The organism is uncultured Slackia sp., from assembly GCF_959608125.1.
Lineage (GTDB): Bacteria > Actinomycetota > Coriobacteriia > Coriobacteriales > Eggerthellaceae > Slackia.
Window position 1 is genome coordinate 45,287 of record NZ_CAUHPG010000011.1, and the last position, 17,019, is coordinate 62,305.

General features: G+C 63.7%; 12 protein-coding genes. 6 read left to right on the forward strand and 6 right to left on the reverse strand.

The features are described 5' to 3' along the window. Positions 1-12: 12 nt before the first annotated feature. The 6 genes from Q6E04_RS04955 to Q6E04_RS04980 form a co-directional block, all read right to left on the reverse strand. Positions 13-1,587 (reverse strand): right-handed parallel beta-helix repeat-containing protein, encoded by a 1,575-nt coding sequence (locus Q6E04_RS04955; RefSeq protein ID WP_303249698.1) that lies wholly within the window; start codon positions 1,585-1,587, stop codon positions 13-15. Between the two features lie 201 nt (positions 1,588-1,788). Beyond that, on the reverse strand, positions 1,789-5,037 hold the full coding sequence (locus Q6E04_RS04960) for an SMC family ATPase (protein ID WP_303249699.1): 3,249 nt from the start codon (positions 5,035-5,037) through the stop codon (positions 1,789-1,791). After that, positions 5,034-6,191: an exonuclease SbcCD subunit D gene (locus Q6E04_RS04965; protein ID WP_303249700.1), complete on the reverse strand. Its 1,158-nt coding sequence runs from the start codon at positions 6,189-6,191 to the stop codon at positions 5,034-5,036. The genes Q6E04_RS04960 and Q6E04_RS04965 overlap by 4 nt, the downstream gene beginning before the upstream one ends. Before the next feature lie 120 nt (positions 6,192-6,311). Next, positions 6,312-7,313 (reverse strand): acyl-CoA dehydratase activase, encoded by a 1,002-nt coding sequence (locus tag Q6E04_RS04970; RefSeq protein ID WP_303249701.1) that lies wholly within the window; start codon positions 7,311-7,313, stop codon positions 6,312-6,314. Further along, positions 7,310-8,599, reverse strand: coding sequence for a 2-hydroxyacyl-CoA dehydratase (locus Q6E04_RS04975; RefSeq protein WP_303249702.1), 1,290 nt, complete (start codon positions 8,597-8,599; stop codon positions 7,310-7,312). Before Q6E04_RS04975 ends, Q6E04_RS04970 begins: the two co-directional genes overlap by 4 nt. After that, positions 8,596-9,606, reverse strand: coding sequence for an acyl-CoA dehydratase activase-related protein (locus Q6E04_RS04980; RefSeq protein WP_303249703.1), 1,011 nt, complete (start codon positions 9,604-9,606; stop codon positions 8,596-8,598). The genes Q6E04_RS04975 and Q6E04_RS04980 overlap by 4 nt, the downstream gene beginning before the upstream one ends. 242 nt (positions 9,607-9,848) lie before the next feature. On the opposite strand from Q6E04_RS04980, the gene Q6E04_RS04985 reads away from it, so the two are divergent. The 6 genes from Q6E04_RS04985 to Q6E04_RS05010 form a co-directional block, all read left to right on the forward strand. After that, entirely contained in the window at positions 9,849-10,787 is a 939-nt protein-coding gene (locus Q6E04_RS04985; protein WP_303249704.1) for a lysine exporter LysO family protein, read from the forward strand. Positions 10,788-10,874: 87 nt separating this feature from the next. Continuing rightward, positions 10,875-12,812 carry an excinuclease ABC subunit UvrC gene (gene uvrC / locus Q6E04_RS04990; RefSeq protein ID WP_303249705.1) on the forward strand — a complete coding sequence of 646 codons (1,938 nt, stop codon included), beginning with the start codon at positions 10,875-10,877 and terminating at the stop codon, positions 12,810-12,812. A gap of 47 nt (positions 12,813-12,859) precedes the next feature. Beyond that, positions 12,860-13,795, forward strand: coding sequence for an RNase adapter RapZ (gene rapZ / locus Q6E04_RS04995; protein WP_303249706.1), 936 nt, complete (start codon positions 12,860-12,862; stop codon positions 13,793-13,795). Between the two features lie 2 nt (positions 13,796-13,797). Further along, the gene (yvcK, locus tag Q6E04_RS05000) at positions 13,798-14,943 is read left to right on the forward strand and encodes a gluconeogenesis factor YvcK family protein (protein ID WP_303249707.1); all 1,146 of its coding nucleotides are present in this window, start codon (positions 13,798-13,800) and stop codon (positions 14,941-14,943) included. A gap of 6 nt (positions 14,944-14,949) precedes the next feature. Then, positions 14,950-15,873 (forward strand): DNA-binding protein WhiA, encoded by a 924-nt coding sequence (whiA, locus tag Q6E04_RS05005; protein WP_123197512.1) that lies wholly within the window; start codon positions 14,950-14,952, stop codon positions 15,871-15,873. A gap of 205 nt (positions 15,874-16,078) precedes the next feature. Then, on the forward strand, positions 16,079-17,019 hold a 941-nt coding region (locus Q6E04_RS05010), incomplete at its 3' end, for a sodium-dependent transporter (RefSeq protein WP_303249708.1).

Below are 17,019 nucleotides of genomic sequence, written 5' to 3' on the forward strand. Positions count from 1 at the left end.
GGCGAGGCTGGTTCAGCCCTGTATACCGTCGAATGCATAGAGTGTTTCGATGACGCCTTCGCGGGTGCATGGCTCGCCGAGCTTGTTCTCGGATTCGTAGAAAGGAAGGATGTCGTGCTTGAACGCCCATGCGGCGGCGTCCGCGTCATCGCCCGCAGCGGTGCGCTCGCCCGCTTCCTTTTCCTCCGAGCGAGTCGAAGCTTCGTCGTTGGCGGAATGCGCGGCGTCGGCGGCCTGGCTTTCGGGTGTTTCGAGCAGCCTTGCGTAGCGCCACAGCAGCGTTGCGAGCTCGCCGTAGGTCATGGTGTCTTGGGCCCTGAAGGGGTCGGCGACGCTCAGGTCGTCTTCTTTGAGCCATTTCACGGCTTCGGCGTAGTAGCTTCCGAATGCGACGTCGCATGCGGGGTCGGCGAAAGAAGGATGGGGTCCCAGCAAGACGTCGCCCGGTCTGCCGGCGTAGCGCCACAGGAATACGGCGACCTCGCCGCGCGAGGCCTTATCGCGCGGTCTGAAATCGTTATAGCCGTCCGACCCCACCTCGGCCACGTTGCCGGCAAGCGCCCATGCGAGCGCATCGTAGCAGTCGTCTTCAGGCTCCACGTCATCGTAACGCTGGGATATCTCGCCGCCTTCTACGGTGATGCGGGTCGAGTAATTATGGAACTGGAACGCGCAGCGGGTGTAGCCCTCGCGCGCCTGGCTTGTTGCGGAGTCCGAAACGCATTCGATAAAGCGTACGTCGTTGGCCCTGTTGCCGCCAAAGTTGTACAGATTGCCCGAAGCCTCGCAGTCGCGCACAACGTATCCCTCGGCCTTTTCGGCGTTGGTCACGGGGTTTGAAAAGATGCTCTGGTGTTCGAAGAAGAAGCCGTATTTCGTGTTGTCATAGGATCGGCAGTTCTCGATGAGCATCGATTCGTCTTCGGAGTAGCCGATGCCTACGCCGAAGCCCGATGCACCCGCTGATTCGGACGTCGCGTTCTTGCCGCATTGGGTGGCGATGCAGTCTTTCATCGTCGAATTGACGGGGTAGTCGGCGCCGAAGCCCGTGCCGTCGGTGTTCATGACCTTGACGCGTTCCCAGTCGCAGTCTTTGAACAGCGTGAAGAAGAATCCCTTGCCCGAGGCGTTGTAGCCTTCGGGGTCTCCCTGCGTGGCCGAGCCGTCGATGGTGAAGTCGGAGAAATCGGCGTTGACGAGATACTTGCCGGTTTCTGCCCCGTCGTAGGAGAACATGTCGACGCCGTGCCTAGCCTCGCCCGTCTCGGCGTAGACGCCGAGGGGCATGAGGAAGGTCTCGTCCATGCCTGCGCCCACGATTGATACGTTGTCGCGCATGATGATGGCGTAGCTGCCCCATTCGTCCTCGTGATTCCAGGCGAAGTAATAGGTGCCGGCGGGTATCCTGATTTCGCCGCCGCCTGCATAGGATGCGGCGTTGATGGCGTGTTGGAGGACCTGCGTGTTGCGCTCGGCGGCGCTGCGGCCCTGCTTCAAGTCGATTTCGACGGCATGGTCGGATGCTGCCTGCGCCGAACAGCCCGCCGCGATCAGCATCGCGCACAGCGCGCAGGCGCAGCAGAGCATGCGCAAGGCTGCGGAAAGGGTTTTATGCCGGGAATGCAAGGACGGCTCGTTTCTCTTCGATGGGACAAACGACACCATTCTATGCCATCCTGCGCGTCCCGTTGCGCATTCCACGCGTCCTGCGCAACGGGACGAAGGGCCCGCGTCGAAGCGGTGTTTCCGCGGCGCCCTTCGTCGGCGATTGCCGCGGCGGGTCGGGGCTTAGGCCTCGACCCGCAGGGTCGAGCCGTTGCGGCCCTTGTTCACGACGATCTTGCGGTCGATGGCGTCTTTGAGCTCGTCGACGTGGCTGATGATGCCGATGAGCTTGTCGCCGCCCGACAGTTCGGTGAGCGTCTTGATGGCGAGTTGGAGCGATTGCCTGTCGAGCGAGCCGAATCCCTCGTCGATGAACATCGTGTCGAGCTTGATGCCTCCTGCGTTGGATTGCGCGATGTCCGACAAGCCTAAGGCCAAGGCGAGCGACGCCTTGAACGACTCTCCGCCCGAAAGCGACCCCGAGTCGCGCTCTTTGCCCGTGTAATTGTCGCGTACGTTCAAATCGAGGCCGCTTTGCGCCGCTTTCGTCGTCGCAATGCTGCGGCGCACGAGTTCGTAGCGGCCGTCCGTCATCGCGCGCAGGCGGCGGTTTGCCGATTCGATCATGCGCTCGAAATACATGCCCTGCACATACGTTTCGAAGGCGACTTTATCCTTTCCGTTGATCTGTCCGTTCGCGGTTTCCGCCAGCGCGGCTATTTCGCCATAGCGCCTGTCGAATGTCCCGACGCGCTCGGCTATCCGCTCGATCTGCTTCAACTCGCGCCCGTTGGTCTCTTTGCGCGCTCTGAGCCCGGCGTTGACTTCTCTTTCGGCGGCAAGGCGCGCGTTGGATTCGACCGCTTGCGCTCGGAGGGCTTCGGCGTCGTGTTCGGGAATGCCTTGAAGGGAGCGTTCGAGCGTTTCGATGCGCCCCGTTGCGGCGGCAAGGTCCTCTTCGTGCTTCTTGACGGACGCGCGGGTTCGTTCGTAGGCATCGTCGATGGCCTTGATGCGGCCGCGCAGCGCTTCGATCGAAGCGACGGCCTCGGTCTTGCCTGGGTGATTGAGACGCTTCGCCATCGACTCGGCTTCTCCGCAGACGCGTTCGTATTCGGCATGGGCCGAGGCGCGTTCACGTTCGGCTTCGGCGGCTTGCGTGCGGGCCGCTTCGGCCGCCTCGATGGCTTCGCGTTCGAGCTTGCGCGCCTCGACGAGCCTGCTGCGATCCCGCTCGGCCGCCTGCGCGCCCGCTTCGGCGGCCGCGACGGATTCTTTCGCGGCGCGGTAGGCGTCGACAAGCAGGTCCTTGTTTTCATAAGGAATGCTTTCGAGAGCCGTCTTGGCGGCCGCGTCGAGCCGCGCGGCCTCTGCGCGCGCGTCCGCCGCCCGGGAAAGCGCCGCACGCGCCGCCTTCTCGGCCTCCTCTTTGCGCATGCGGGCGCGTTCGACGCCCTTGCGCGCCTCATCGAGCCTTCGAGCGTCTTCGCGCGCTTCGGCGAGGCTGCGTTCGGCGTCGTGCAGATTCGCGGTCGCCTCTTCGGCCTGCGCTTTCAGGCTTTCGGCGGAACCGTGCTCTTCGACGATGGCGCGATGGGCGCGTTCGCGCTCTTCGGCCGCTCCGCGCGCTGCGGCCGCTTCGGCCGATGCCGCGGCGGTCTTTTCCGCTGCGGCATCCCATGCGCGGCGAAGGCGCTCGACTTCGTCTTTGCTCGGCGCGCCCGCGGCCGCTTCGGCGGGGCAGGGGTGTTCGGTCGAGCCGCATACAGGGCAGGGCGAGCCGGGAGCGAGCGTTGCGGCGAGCACGCCCGCCTGGTCGTCGAGATATGCGGCATTGGCGCTGCTCCAGGCGCGCTGCGCCCGGTCCGAGCGTTCCTTTAGGACTTCGTAGGAGGCGACGGCTTCGCGCGCTTTCGCCTGTGCCGCGATGCTTGCCCGTGCGGCGTCGCGCTCGTTCGCCCGAGACCCCTCGATGCGCTCGATGCGTTCGGACAGGCGTTTCGTTTCGGCCTTATGGCGCGCCGCCTGCTCGGGCGCGGCGGCCAAGGCCGCGCAAAGCGCATCTGCGTCCTTGATGGTCCGGTCTTCTTCGCAGCGTTTCTCTTCGGCCTTTCGAGACGCCTCGTCTTCGCGTGCGGCCGCCGCCTGCGCGTCGCGTGCGCTTCTGCCGATCGCGGCGGCTTCGTTCCACGCGGATCGGTATCGGTCGGCCGTCTCGAAAGCGGCTTTGGCCTCGTTTCGGGCGAGGATCGCATCCGCGTACGCCTGGTCGGCGTTCGCGAGCTCTGCGATGACGCGGGACGCCTGCTCTCGCTTCTGCGACGCCGCCGTTTCGTTCGCGGCGATCTTCGAGAGACGCGCATCGGCGTCGCGCATGCGCGCCTCGGCCTCGGTCGCCTGGGCGCGTGCCGCCTCGAGGGCGTCGTAGAGCGCCAGGGCGTCTTGTTCGACGGCCGCCTTGTTTGCCAAGGCCTCTCGCTGTCCGAGCGATTCCGAGGCGGCGTCGAGGGCTTGCCGCGCTTGGCGCAGGCTCGCCTCGAGGGCTTCTTTCTTCGATTGTTCCAGGGCGATTTCGTCTTGGAGCCTGCGTGCCTGCTCGTGTTCCTTTTCGGCCCTTTCGACGGCGCGGCTTTCCGTTTCGGCCTTCGCGAGGCGCAGGTCCGATTCGTCGAGCAGGGCGGCGTCGCGCTGCGTGGCCTCCTGCAGCATCGCGTACAGCCAGTCGGCCTGCAGCGCGTGGTCTTTTATGAGCCTGCGCAGCTCGGCGGCTTCGGCGCTTCCTTCGTCGACGTAGACGGCTTTGGCGTGGAGCTCGAGTTCGGCGGCCAGCGCTTTATGCTCGTCGTCGAGGGCGCGCTTGCGCTCGGCGAGCTTTCTCTGGAAGGTCTGATAGCGTTCGGTTCCGAAGATGCGGCGGAATATCTCGCGCCGCTCGTCGGTCTTCGCCGAAAGAAGTTTGCGGAAATCGCCCTGGGCGATCATGACGATGCGGGCGAATTGCTCGCGTTCGATGCCGAGGATGTCGGCGACGGCCTGGTCGACATCGCGCAAGCCGGCGACGACCGATCCATCGGGCATGGTGAGCGTGGCATCGGCTCCGACCTGGGTCATTCCTTCGCCGCGCATCTTCATGCGTTCGTGCGCGGGCCTGCGCGACACGGTGTAGACGCGGCCGCGGTATTCGAATTCTAGCTCGACGCTCGTCTCGAGGGTCGGTACGGCGAAATCGCTGCGCAGCGTCTTCGGATCGCGGCCGTCGCCGCTGGCTTTGCCGAATAGCGCGAACGAGATGGCGTCGAATATGGTGGTCTTGCCTGCGCCCGTGTCGCCCGTGATCAGGTAGATGCCGCTTTGTCCGAGCTCGGTGAAATCTATTTCGGTCGTGCCCGCATAGGGGCCGAACGCGCACATGGTCAGATGAATCGGTCTCATCGGTCCTCCTCGCTTTCTTCGAGCGCTTCGCGTACCGCTTCGTATTGGGCGTCGGTCATGTCGGCGCCGTTCTGCTCGCGGTAGAAGCGCGCGAACAGGTCGATCGGGTCGATGCGGTCGACGTTTTCGGCGACGCCGCCGCATTCCTCCTGCGCCGCCGCGGTGCGCGCGTTGTCGAACGAGATGCTCATCACGTTCGGGTAGACGGCTCGCAGCGCTGAAAGCGCGTCGATCGGCGCGAACTCGTCGGTCAGCACGGCGTGGACGTAATGGTTGCGGTCGCGCTCGTCGAGTTCGGCGGTCGCTTCGGTCGACACCAGCTTTTCGAGGGGGCCTTTGATTCGGACCATGTCTCGGACGGGAGCGAGCGCAACGAGTTCGACTTCGACGTCGCCCTTTTCTTTCAGGGTGATCAGCGGAGCCGATTTGTCGTAGTCGATTTCGGAGGCCGAATATTTCAAGAGGCTCCCGCTGTAGCGCGCCGTTTTGCGGCCGACCTGCTGCGGGCGGTGGATGTGGCCCAGGGCGACGTAGTCGAAGGCGTCGAAGACGCTTGCGTCCACGTTGTCGATGCCGCCGAGCGAAAGCTCGGAATCGCTGCGATCGGGTTCTATGCCGCTGTAGGTGACGAACTGGTGCGCGATCGCCACGTTGCGCCGCGTCGGGTCGATATCGCAGGTTTCGATGACGTGTTGCATGGCGGCGGTGTAGTCGGGGATGTCGTCGTCGGGGAAGAACCGTTTGACGCTTGCCGGCCTGATGAAGGGGAAGAGCCAGAAGGTCGTTTCGCCGTATTCGTCGGTCAGCGTGCGACGGACGACGGTTCCGTCGTAGACGGGGGCTATGTGGACGCGGTTCTTCTCGAGCAGGTGCGCGGCATAGGCGATGCGTTCCGCCGAGTCGTGGTTGCCGGGGATGATGAAACACGCGGCGCCCGTGTCGGCGAGAGATGAAAGGAACTTGTCGAAGCAGGCGACGGCATCGGCGCTCGGCGCGGACCTGTCGTAGACGTCCCCTGCGATGATCACGGCGTCGACGTCGCGCTGCTCGACGATGCCGACGACCGTCTCCAGCATGAGGGCCTGGTCTTCGAGCAGGGAGAATTCGTTGACCTGCTTGCCGATATGAAGGTCGGAGAGGTGCAGAAGGCGCATAAGGGTCCTTTCGCTCGTATCGTACCGATGTTCGTAATTTATCGCACGGACGAACGCGGCGCAACCCCTCATGCATGGGAAAATAAAAGGACACGGCGTCGAAACGCCGCGTCCTCGATGCTAGGCGCGTTTGCGCGAGGTTTTCAGGGCTCCCTTGTCGCAGCGGTTGCCCCACGAATCGATCCGCTCGTCGTCGCGGTAGACGCAGACGATCTCGCAGTGGTTCGGGCACTTGCCGCAGATGACCTCTCTCGTCTTGAATTCGAAGTCGTCGATGTCGAATTCGAAGGAACGGCGCGTGTTTTCCGGGGCCGCCGCTGCGAGCAGCGCGGCGCCGAAGGCTCCCATCAGGTGGCCGTCGTCGTCGACGGTCACCTCGCAGCCGAGGGCCTCTTCGAAGAAGTGCACGACGCCGACGTTCTTGCTCACGCCGCCCTGGAACACCACGGGCGAGACGATCTTCTTGCCTTTGCCGACGTTGTTCAGGTAGTTCACGGCGACCGCCTTGCATAGGCCCGCGATCACGTCTTCGCGGGCGTAGCCCATCTGGATCTTGTGGACCAGGTCGCTTTCGGCGAACACGGTGCAGCGCGCCGCGATATTCGCCGGATTTTTCGAGGTGAGCGCGATCGGGCCGAAGTCCTCGACCTCCACGCCGAGGCGGTGGGCCTGGCTCGAGAGGAACGAGCCCGTTCCCGCCGCGCACAGGGTGTTCATGGCGTAGTCGACCGCCACGCCGTCTTCGACGCAGATGATCTTGGAGTCTTGGCCGCCGATTTCGAGGATCGTTCTCACGTCGGGATGCAGAAACGTCGTGCCCACCGCGTGCGCGGTAATCTCGTTTTTGACCACCTGGGCGTCGAGCATCGCGCCGACGAGGCGGCGCGCGCTTCCCGTGGTGCCCACGGCCACTACGTCGATTCCATCGCGGTCTATTTGGGACGCGAGGTCGTCCACGACGCGTCCGACAGCGCGGGAGGGGTCGCCCTCGGTCCACAGGTAGGTGCGGGCGATGATCTCGCCCTTCTCGTCGATGATCACGCCCTTGGTCGAAATGGATCCGGTATCGATGCCGAGAAACGCCGTGAGGCGCTTTTCGGAAGCGGAGGTGCGGTCGGTCATCGTGAAGCCTTTCTCATGGCGATCATGTCATAGAACGCTTCGACCCTGGTGTCGAGGCCGGTATCGCTGGTCTGCGAGTCGTAGCTGAGGAAGAGCACGGGAATCTTGCGTTCGCGGCTGATGCGCTGCAGCACGGGCATGCAGTCGATTTCGGGGGTGCAGCCCGACGACTTCAGGTGCACGATCCCGTCGAAGCCCTCGTCGGCGTAGCGTTTCGCCGATGCGATGGTGAGCGTCGAGGTGGGGCCCATGTCGTAGGCGACGTACTCTTCGATTTCACGGCGCAGCTCGGGCTCGTTGTAGCGGATGTTGCGGTTGGTGACGTTCATCGAACACGACACCTCGACGCCCATCGCGAGCAGCTTGCGCTCGATGTCGAGGTTGCTGCGTGGGTCGGCCGCCGTGAAATACTCTCCCACGATGCCGATGCGCAGCGCGTCGGCGGGCTTGTTCCGCTCGATAGACTCGAGCTTCTCGATGCCCGCGCGATACGCGTCTTCCACGTCCCGTCGCGTTTCACAGCGTGCCATCGAAGCGAAGAACTCTTCGCGCGCCGCGTCCGAGTCGCCCGGATGCGCGTCGAATCCCGCGAGCGCGAGGTAGCGGGCGTGGTAGGAGTCGAGGCATTCGACCATCTTGAAGGCCGCGAGCATGCCCTTGACGCCCTGCGCTACCGAAAGGTCGGGGTTGACCAGCTTCTTGCAGGTCGTCGCGTACTCCTTCAGCGGGCGGCCTGCGATTTCGGCGAAGTTGAGCATTTCGAACTCGTAGCCCATGTCGCGCAGGATCGACTCCTGGAGTTCGCCGTAGTAGCCCAGACGGCACGGGCCCGTGAACTGCACGAGCACGTCGGCTCCTGCGTCGAGCGCTTCGATGTAGTCGCCCAGGATATGCTTGAACGGAGCGCAGACGAAGTCGTTGCTGTGCATGGCGCCCAGCTCGAGCGTGACCTTGGTCGGTTCTCCCAGGTCGACGTATTCGGCATCGAGAACGCGTTCGACGAAGAAACGAAACACCGCGTCGTAGTAGCTGTAGCGCAAGAACGCGACCTTGGTTTTGGCGTGGCGGTCGCGCTTGCGCTTCGCGCGCTTGGCTACCAGCCTCGTGCGTACGTTGTCGGAATCTTCGGCGCGCACGTCGGCGCGCGGCCCGTCGTCGTAGCGGCGGGCGAGGGTGTCCAGGGCGTCAATCGTGTCGCCGAGGAAATTCGCGGCGCGCAGGGGCAGCGAGTCGTTGGGCCGCTCGCGTTCAGGCGCGGTCGTGCGCGGCGATTCGGGCGTCGTCATTGCAGGTAGCCTCCTTTCCGTCGGTAGCGAAGGATGTCGATGAAGCTCTCGATGCGCGTTTCGAGGCCGGCGGTGCCGCTTTGGGCGTCTACGGTCAGCGAGAGCAGGGGGGTGTTGCTGGCGCGGCGGGCGACCGCGTCGTTGGTCATGGAGTCGGGCCCGCAGGGGAAGGCGCTGATCGCCACGATGCCGTCGACGCGTCCGCGCAGGCACAGCATGGCTCCGATCAGCTCCCTGTTGACGAGCCAGGGCATCGTCGAAGAGAACTTGCCGCTCTCTTTGTAGGCGCGCTCATGGTCGAATTCGTCGGCGAACAGGACCGTGACTCCCATGTCGTGCAGCGCATCGACGACGGGTCCGCCGATCAGGCGGTCGTGCGTCACGTAAGGATGGGCCGCCACCAGGATGGCCAGCGGCTCGACTTCGCCCGCTTCGCGTTCGCGTTCGCGGGCGCGCTCGACGTCTTGCAGGGAGGACTCGAACGATTCGCGCGCGTTCTTCTCGGCGCGTTCGAGCGCGATCCTTCCCGCCTTGTAAGCGGCCTTCGCCTCTTTCGGCGTCGCGCCGAACTGCGCGGCCAGGTCGAGAAACGCCGTTCTCATGGACGCCTTCGACTGCTGATTCTCGACGACGCACGACACGATGCGGATCGATTCCTCGTCGAAGGTGTTGCGTACGAGGTCGGGAAGCGCTTGGTATTTGGTGCAAAAGCTCTTGAAGCGTCCCAGGTTGGCCAGGCTCGGCACGAATACGGCGTCGCAGGTCTCGAGAAGAGACTCGACGTGGCCCATGTAAATCTTGGACGCGAGGCAGCATTCGTCGACGGAGCGCGCCGAGCCCCGCTCGAGCATCGCGAGGTCGGATTGCCTGCTGACCACCACCTCGCGGCCGAGAGCCTCGAAAAACGCCTTCCAGGCGGGCGCATAGCGGTAATACATCAAAGCCCTCGGCAAGCCGATCGAGCGCACGTCGGCATAGGGGGCGCTGTCTTTATTCTGCGTGGGCATAGGATTCCTTCTTATATATGGTCGGTGCTTCATTATTGCCGGCCCCGATCTTGCGCGCGAGTCGGATTCGGCGATCCGTCAACGTATCGTGAACTTCTTTTACGGCGTCGTCGGAACGCTCGCGCTCGCGCTTTTTCGTTTCCGTATGGCGTCGTCGGTCGGAAAATGCGGCGTGCGGTTGGTATACTGTGCGTTTCGAAATCCAGGAGATTTCATCAAGGGCGAGACGAGAGGGATGCGTCGTGGAAATATTGATCGTGATGTGCGTGGGAGTCGCTATCGGCGCTACGGTGTTTCCCGATTCGCTTCGCAAGGCCAACTCCACGCTGACGCTTGTCGCCACGGGCGTGCTGATCTTCTCGATGGGCGCCATGCTGGGAGGGAGGGAAGGCTTTCTCGACGAGCTCGCCGAGCTTGGTATCGCGAGCCTCGCCTTCGCTGTCATTCCCATCGCGTTTTCCACGGCGGTCGTCTATCTTTTGTCCCGCGCGTTCATGTCCGATATCACCAAACGCCATGCTGAAGACGCCGAGCATGCCGCCGCGCGCGAGTCGGTCGATGCCGACGGAGGGGAAGGGGCCATGATCGCGATCGCGGTGGGCGCCCTGGTTCTCGGCGTGTTGGCGGGATTGGCTCCGCTCGAGCTTGCGCCGGTCGATTTCCTGGTCGCTCATTCCGACTGGGTGCTGTTCGCCCTCATGTTCTTCGTGGGCATAAGCGTCGGCGGAAGCAAGGGCCTTATCGGCAAAATCAAGCAGTATCACGTGCGCGTGCTGATTATTCCTTTCGGCATCGTGGTCGGCTCGGTGGCGGGCGGCCTGATCGCCGCCGCGCTGTGCGGGTTCTCGTTGCCTGCCGGCGGCGCCATTGCGTCCGGTCTCGGCTGGTACAGCCTTGCGGGAGTCATGCTGACGCAGATCGCGGGCGCCCAGGTGGGAAGCGTCACGTTTCTGGCGAACCTGCTGCGCGAGCTCATCTCGTTCTTCATCATCCCCTGGATCGCGCGCCATCTCAACTATCCCACATGCATCGCGCCCGCCGGCGCGACGAGCGAGGATACGACCCTGCCCATGATGATTCGCTGCACGAACGGCGAGACGGTGGTGCTTTCCGTCGTCAACGGCGTGATCTGTTCGGCTCTCGTGCCTGTGCTCATCGAGTTCTTCCACGCATTCATGTAGGTCTGCGGCCGCGTCGATTCTGCCGAAACGGTGCCGAGTCCTGCGCCCTGTCGAGCGCAGTCGCGCCTGTGGTCTATACTTGCCCGCATGAGCAACGAAACCCGCATTCAGGAAATCAAAAAAGAGCTGGCAAGCGTCCCCGCGCTTCCCGGCGTATACCTGTGGAAAGACAAAGACGGCCGTGTTATCTACGTGGGCAAGGCCAAGCAGCTGCGCGCCCGCATGAAGCAGTATGTCATGGGGCAGGACGAGCGTGCCAAGATTCCTCTTATGCTCGAGCAGATCGATTCGTTCGAATACATCGTCGTCGAAAACGAGCACGAATCGCTCGTGCTGGAGAAGAATCTGATCGGGCAATACGCGCCGTTCTTCAACGCCGATTTCAAAGACGACAAAAGCTATCCCTTCATCGCAATCACCAAAAGCGATGTGTTTCCCGCCATCAAATATACGCGCGAGAAGCACGTTGCGGGCACGCGCTATTTCGGGCCGTACACCGACAGCCGCGCCGCGCGGGATCTGGTCGATATCGTGCGCAGGGTCGTTCCGGTCTGCGCATCGAAGTGCGCCGAGTGGCGCAGGCTCAAGCGCCGCCTCGAAACGGCGACGGTCGAAGAGGTCTTGGCCGACGAGGCCTGCCGGCCGTGTTTCGACGCCCATGTGGGGCTGGGCCCGGGCGCATGCTGCGGCTGGGTCACGCCCGAGCAATACCGCGAAAACATCGCGCGCGTCGAGCGCTTTCTGGCCGGCAACCGCCGTGAATTCGTCGACGAGCTCGCCGAAGAGATGTCTGTGGCGGCGGCCGAGCTCGATTTCGAGAGGGCAGGCCGCATCAAGGCGCGCATCGACACCATCGAATCGCTGACGGACCGTCAGCGCGCGGTGTCCACGCGCAATCTGAACGCCGACGTCATCGGCATCGAGCGCGAGGAGACTATCGCCGGCGTCCACGTGTTCATGGTGCGCGAGGGGCGTATCGTCAACGGAAACGAGTTCGTGCTCGACCGCGGCCGCGACGTGCCCGACGTCGACCTGCTGCACAATTTCCTTCTGCGTTATTACGATGCGACCACGTCGATTCCGCACGAGGTCATCGTCGATTGCGAACTCGAAGACGTCGATGCCATGGAGGCGTGGCTCACCGAAAAGCTTGCAAGCCCCCATGGCGCGAAAGTGCGCTTCACGGTGCCGCAGCGCGGCGAGAAGGCCGAGCTTTTGTCCATGGCGCGCAAAAACGCGGGGCATACGCTCAACCGCTACAAGGTGCGTACCAACTATGAGGACAAACGCATCAATGACGCGCTTCTGCAGCTGGAGAGCGCCCTTGCGCTCGATGCGCCGCCGATGCGCATCGAGTGCTTCGACATCTCCACGATCCATGGGTCGTATACGGTGGCGTCGATGGTGGTGTTCACGGGCGGACGGCCCGACAAGAACCAGTATCGGCGCTTCAAGATCAAGACGCCGCTCGAAGAGGCCGACGACTTCTTGAGCATGCGCGAGGTGCTCGGCCGTCGCTATGCGCCCGAGCGCATGGCCGACGAGCGGTTCGGCAAGAAGCCCGACCTGTTGATCGTCGACGGCGGCAAGCCTCAGCTTACGGCCGCCTTGGCGCAGCTTGCGGAACTGGGTATCGACGATATTCCCGTGGCCGGCCTCGCAAAGCGCGACGAGGAGCTGTTCGTTCCGTGGCAGGATAGCGGCCCCGTGGTGCTGCCGAGCGGGTCGAGTTCGTTGTACCTGGTCAAGCACGTACGAGACGAAAGTCATCGCTTTGCCATCACGTTCCATCGCGAGCTGCGCGGCAAAGGGATGACCAAATCGGTCCTCGACGACGTGGTCGGCTTGGGGCCGGTGCGCAAAAAGGCGCTGCTTGCGGCCATGGGAGGCTTTCGCAAGCTCTGCGAGGCGAGCCTCGACGACATCGTCGCCGCGCAGGCGGTGCCGGTCGAAGTGGCCGAAGAGGTCCATGCAGTGCTCTCGCAGTATAATGAACGACGGCTCCGTTCGGAGCGAAGCGTGTAATCCGCCCGTCCGGTCAGAGGGCGCGGCGCTCGAGAAAGAGGGTGTCCATGGGGTTCGAGACCGCTGCATACGAGGGCGAGAACGCCAACGATTTCGTCATCGTCACGGGCATGAGCGGCGCCGGCCGCACGGAGGCCATGCACGCCTTCGAAGACCTGGGGTATTTCTGCATAGACAACCTTCCGGCGAATCTGATTCCGCAGTTGCTCAGCACGGCGCGCGGGGCCTGCGAGAAGGCACGCAAGCTCGCCGTGGTCTGCGACGCGCGCAACAAGGACTTCTTCGCCGACCTGAAAGGCGAGCTCGAGCGCCTTTCTTCGTCGGGCGTGGCCTATCGCGTGGTGTTTCTGGATGCCGACGACGACAAGCTGGTGGCGCGCTATAAGGCGAGCCGCCGCCGCCATCCCATGTGCGAGGAGGGCATGACCATCGCCCAGGGCATCGCCGCCGAGCGCGCGCTGCTGTTCTCGCTGCGCAACATGGCCCACGACGTGATCGATACGAGCGAGCTTCTGCCCATGCAGTTGCGCACGAAGATTCGCGACTTGTTCGCGGGCGTCGATGAACGCGAGGGGCTGGCCGTCACCGTGTATTCCTTCGGTTTCAAGCACGGCGCGGCGCTCGACGCCGATATCGTGATGGATGTGCGCTTCCTTCCCAATCCTTATTACGATCCCGCTTTGCGTCCGCTTACCGGCCTCGACGCCCCCGTGCGCGATTTCGTGATGTATCGCGACGAGACGGTCGAATTCCTGAAGCGCTGGCGCGAGCTGCTCGACGTGGTGATGCCCGGCTATGTGAAGGAAGGCAAGCAGCAGCTGGCCATCGCCGTGGGATGTACGGGCGGGCAGCATCGCAGCGTCGCGCTGGCGGAAAGCACGGGCGACTATCTGAAGACTCGCGGCTACCGCGTCAGCGTGACCCATCGAGACCTCGCGCTTGCCGAGTCGGTGCGTTCGGCGCTCGACGGAAAGGCCGAGTAGCCATGGCTGAATTCATTCCGCGCGACGTGCCGTTCGCCTACGACCCGGCGGCGACGGCCGCTTTCGCGCGTCTGCGCTCGGAAGTGGGCGACGAAGTTTTGCACGACACTGCAGCCCCCGTGAAGGCGGTCGTGATCGGCGGCGGCACGGGCGCTCCCGTTTCGATCCGCACGCTGCTTTCGCTCGAGGCCGAGGTGTCGGCGGTCGTGGCCATGGCCGACGACGGCGGTTCGACCGGCATCCTGCGCGAAGAGGCGGGCGTTTTGCCGCCGGGCGATATCCGCAAATGCCTGGCCGCCATGGCGGCCGACGCCTCCGACCCGTTGACGCGCGCGTTCAAGTACCGCTTCTCGTTCGCGCGCAACCATACGCTGGGCAACCTGATGCTGTCGGCCCTCGAAGACGCCACGGGGTCGTTTCCCGAGGCCATCGCCATTTGCGAGCGCCTGCTGGGTGCTCGCGGACACGTGTATCCCTCGACGCTCGACAAAGTGCGTCTCGTCGCCGAGACATGTGACGGCGTGCTGTTGGAGGGGCAGGCCAAGGCGTGCAAATCCACGACGGCCCTGCATCGCGTGCGACTCGAATCCGACACTCCCGTGCATGCATATGCTCCTGCGCTCGATGCGATCCGTGCGGCCGATCTGATCGTGCTGGGCCCGGGTTCGCTATTCACGTCGATCATCCCCAATCTCTTGGTGCCAGGCGTCATCGAGGCGATCAGGGAATCGAACGGCGTGGTGGCGTTCGTTTGCTCGTTGGCCGACATGCAGGGAGAGACCTGGGGCCTTTCGGCGCGCGAGCATTTCGAGGCCTTGGCGCGTCACGGCATGGACGGCCTGGTCGATTACGTGCTGGTGCACAGCCCCGTTGCGTTGCGGCCTGCGAATCGAGCGGACCGCATGGCCGGCGTCGTCTGCGGCGATACGTCGCAAGAGCCTGCGGCCGCCGTTTCGCCCGCCGCTTCCGATACCATCCGTCCGGTGCGGATCAGCTACGAGGACGCCTTCGCCATCCAGCAGGCAGGCCCCGTGGTGCTCGTCCGCAACCTCGTCGATCCGTTGAGGCCCACGTGGCATGATGCGTCCGCGCTGCGAGACGCCATGCGCACCGTGATCCGCCTTTCCCGTCTGCGTTTGAGAAAGTAAGGTTTCATGTCGTTTACCGCCGATGTCAAAGACGAGCTCACGCGTGTGGCTCCCGGATGCAGCCATTGCGATAAGGCGACCCTTGCGGCTCTCATCCGCATCGAGGGCACGTTGTTCTTCTCGGGTCCGGGACGCTATCGTCTCGAAGTGGCCACCGAAATCAGTTCTGTGGCGCGCTTGATCATCAAGTCGCTCCACCAGACCTATGCCCTCAAGACCGAGCTCACGGTGCGTCGCAGCGTGCTGCATAAAACGCCGAACTACCTGATCGTGGTTCCGTCCCAGCCCGGCATGGAGGAGGCCCTGCACGATCTGGGCGTTCTGGGCGATGCCGGCCTGGAAATGGGCATCCATGCCCATCTGATCGAAAAGCCCTGCTGCGAAGCGGCGTATTTGCGCGGCGCTTTTCTGGGCAGCGGCTTCATCGCCGAGCCGCGCGGCGATTTCCATTTCGAGATCACGGTCGAAAACGAGGGTCTGGCCGAAGGGCTCGTGGCCTTGATGACCGAGCGCGGCATCAAGGCGCGCATCCTGCACCGCCGCAACTCGTATATCGTGTATCTGAAAAGCGGCACGGCCATTTCGGAGTTCCTCGCGTTCGTCGGCGCGCACCAGAGCGCGCTTGCCATGGAGAACGAGCGCGTGCGCAAAAGCGTGCGCAACGACATCAACCGCAAGGTCAATGCCGAGCTCGCCAACCAGGCGAAAAGCGCCGAGGCGGCGATCGACCAGATCGTGAGCATCCGCAAGCTGGCCGAAAGCGGCAAGATGGCCGACCTGCCGCCGGGGCTGCAGGAATTCGTGCGTCTGCGCCTGCGTTATCCCGACGCGAGCCTCAAAGAGCTCGGCGAACGGGCGAATCCGCCGCTGTCGAAGTCCGCGGTGTACCATCGCGTGCGCAGGCTCGAGGATCTCGCGAAGAACCTGTGACCAAGGGCGCTCCGGGCGCCCTTTTCTTTATTCTCGGTGAACCGGATACGCGTGCGGCGCATCGTCGAGACGGCAGGTCTCGGTCGCTGCGCATATCCCGCTTCCCACTCTTTTCGACCTTTGTCCTGTCGGCCGATATTCCTCCTCGTGAATATTCATGCTAAAATCCTGCTCATTTCGTCGCTTTAGTTAGAAGGAGTGATTTATGGCCGATACGACTTCCGTGAAGCCTGCGGGCGGGGAGCAGAAGCGCGAGCACTTCGCGTCCCGCCTGGGCTTCATCCTCGTGGCCGCAGGCTGCGCCATCGGATTGGGCAACGTGTGGCGTTTCCCGTACATCGCAGGCGAATACGGCGGCGGCGCCTTCGTGCTGCTGTACCTGATCTTCCTGGTCATCCTGGGCCTGCCCGTCATGGTGATGGAGTTCGCCGTGGGCCGCGCCAGCCAAAAGAGCTGCGCGCAGGCGTTCGACATCTTGGAGCCGAAACGTCGTTTCCACTGGTTCTCTTGGTGGGGGTACATCGGCTGCATGATCTTGATGATGTTCTACACCACGGTCGCGGGCTGGATGCTCGCCTACGTGCCCAAGATGGCGTCGGGCATGTTCGACGGCGGCACGGCCGACGTCACGGGCGCGGCGTTCTCGTCGATGCTTGCGAACTCCTCCGAGCTTCTGGGCTGGATGCTGGCCGCCGTGGTCATCGGTTTTCTCGTGTGCAGCCTGGGCCTGCAAAAGGGCGTCGAGCGCATCACGAAATGGATGATGGCCATTCTGTTCGTCGCCATGATCGCGCTCTGCATCCGCTCTGTCACGCTGCCGGGCGCCGCCGAAGGCCTCGAGTTCTATCTGGTGCCTGATTTCAGCCGTATGTTCGCGGGCGGCTGGGCCACGTTCGGCGAAGCGGTCTATGCGGCTATGGGCCAGGCGTTCTTCTCGCTTTCGCTCGGTATCGCGGCGATGGAGATCTTCGGTTCGAAGATCGGCCGCGAGCGCAGCCTGACGGGCGAGGCCGTCAACGTCACGCTGCTCAACACGCTCGTCGCCATCCTGGCGGGTCTTATCATCTTCCCGGCCTGCTTCGCCTACAATGTCACGCCCGACTCCGGCCCCTCGCTCGTGTTCGTCACGTTGCCTGTGGTGTTCGG

Coding starts and splice junctions, on each gene's coding strand:
- rapZ (WP_303249706.1), top strand. CDS start 12,860: ATGGGGTTCGAGACCGCTGCATACGAGGGCGAGAACGCCAACGATTTC.
- Q6E04_RS04980 (WP_303249703.1), bottom strand. CDS start 9,606: ATGCCCACGCAGAATAAAGACAGCGCCCCCTATGCCGACGTGCGCTCG.
- uvrC (WP_303249705.1), top strand. CDS start 10,875: ATGAGCAACGAAACCCGCATTCAGGAAATCAAAAAAGAGCTGGCAAGC.
- whiA (WP_123197512.1), top strand. CDS start 14,950: ATGTCGTTTACCGCCGATGTCAAAGACGAGCTCACGCGTGTGGCTCCC.
- Q6E04_RS04975 (WP_303249702.1), bottom strand. CDS start 8,599: ATGACGACGCCCGAATCGCCGCGCACGACCGCGCCTGAACGCGAGCGG.
- Q6E04_RS04960 (WP_303249699.1), bottom strand. CDS start 5,037: ATGAGACCGATTCATCTGACCATGTGCGCGTTCGGCCCCTATGCGGGC.
- Q6E04_RS04970 (WP_303249701.1), bottom strand. CDS start 7,313: ATGACCGACCGCACCTCCGCTTCCGAAAAGCGCCTCACGGCGTTTCTC.
- Q6E04_RS04965 (WP_303249700.1), bottom strand. CDS start 6,191: ATGCGCCTTCTGCACCTCTCCGACCTTCATATCGGCAAGCAGGTCAAC.
- Q6E04_RS04955 (WP_303249698.1), bottom strand. CDS start 1,587: ATGCTCTGCTGCGCCTGCGCGCTGTGCGCGATGCTGATCGCGGCGGGC.
- yvcK (WP_303249707.1), top strand. CDS start 13,798: ATGGCTGAATTCATTCCGCGCGACGTGCCGTTCGCCTACGACCCGGCG.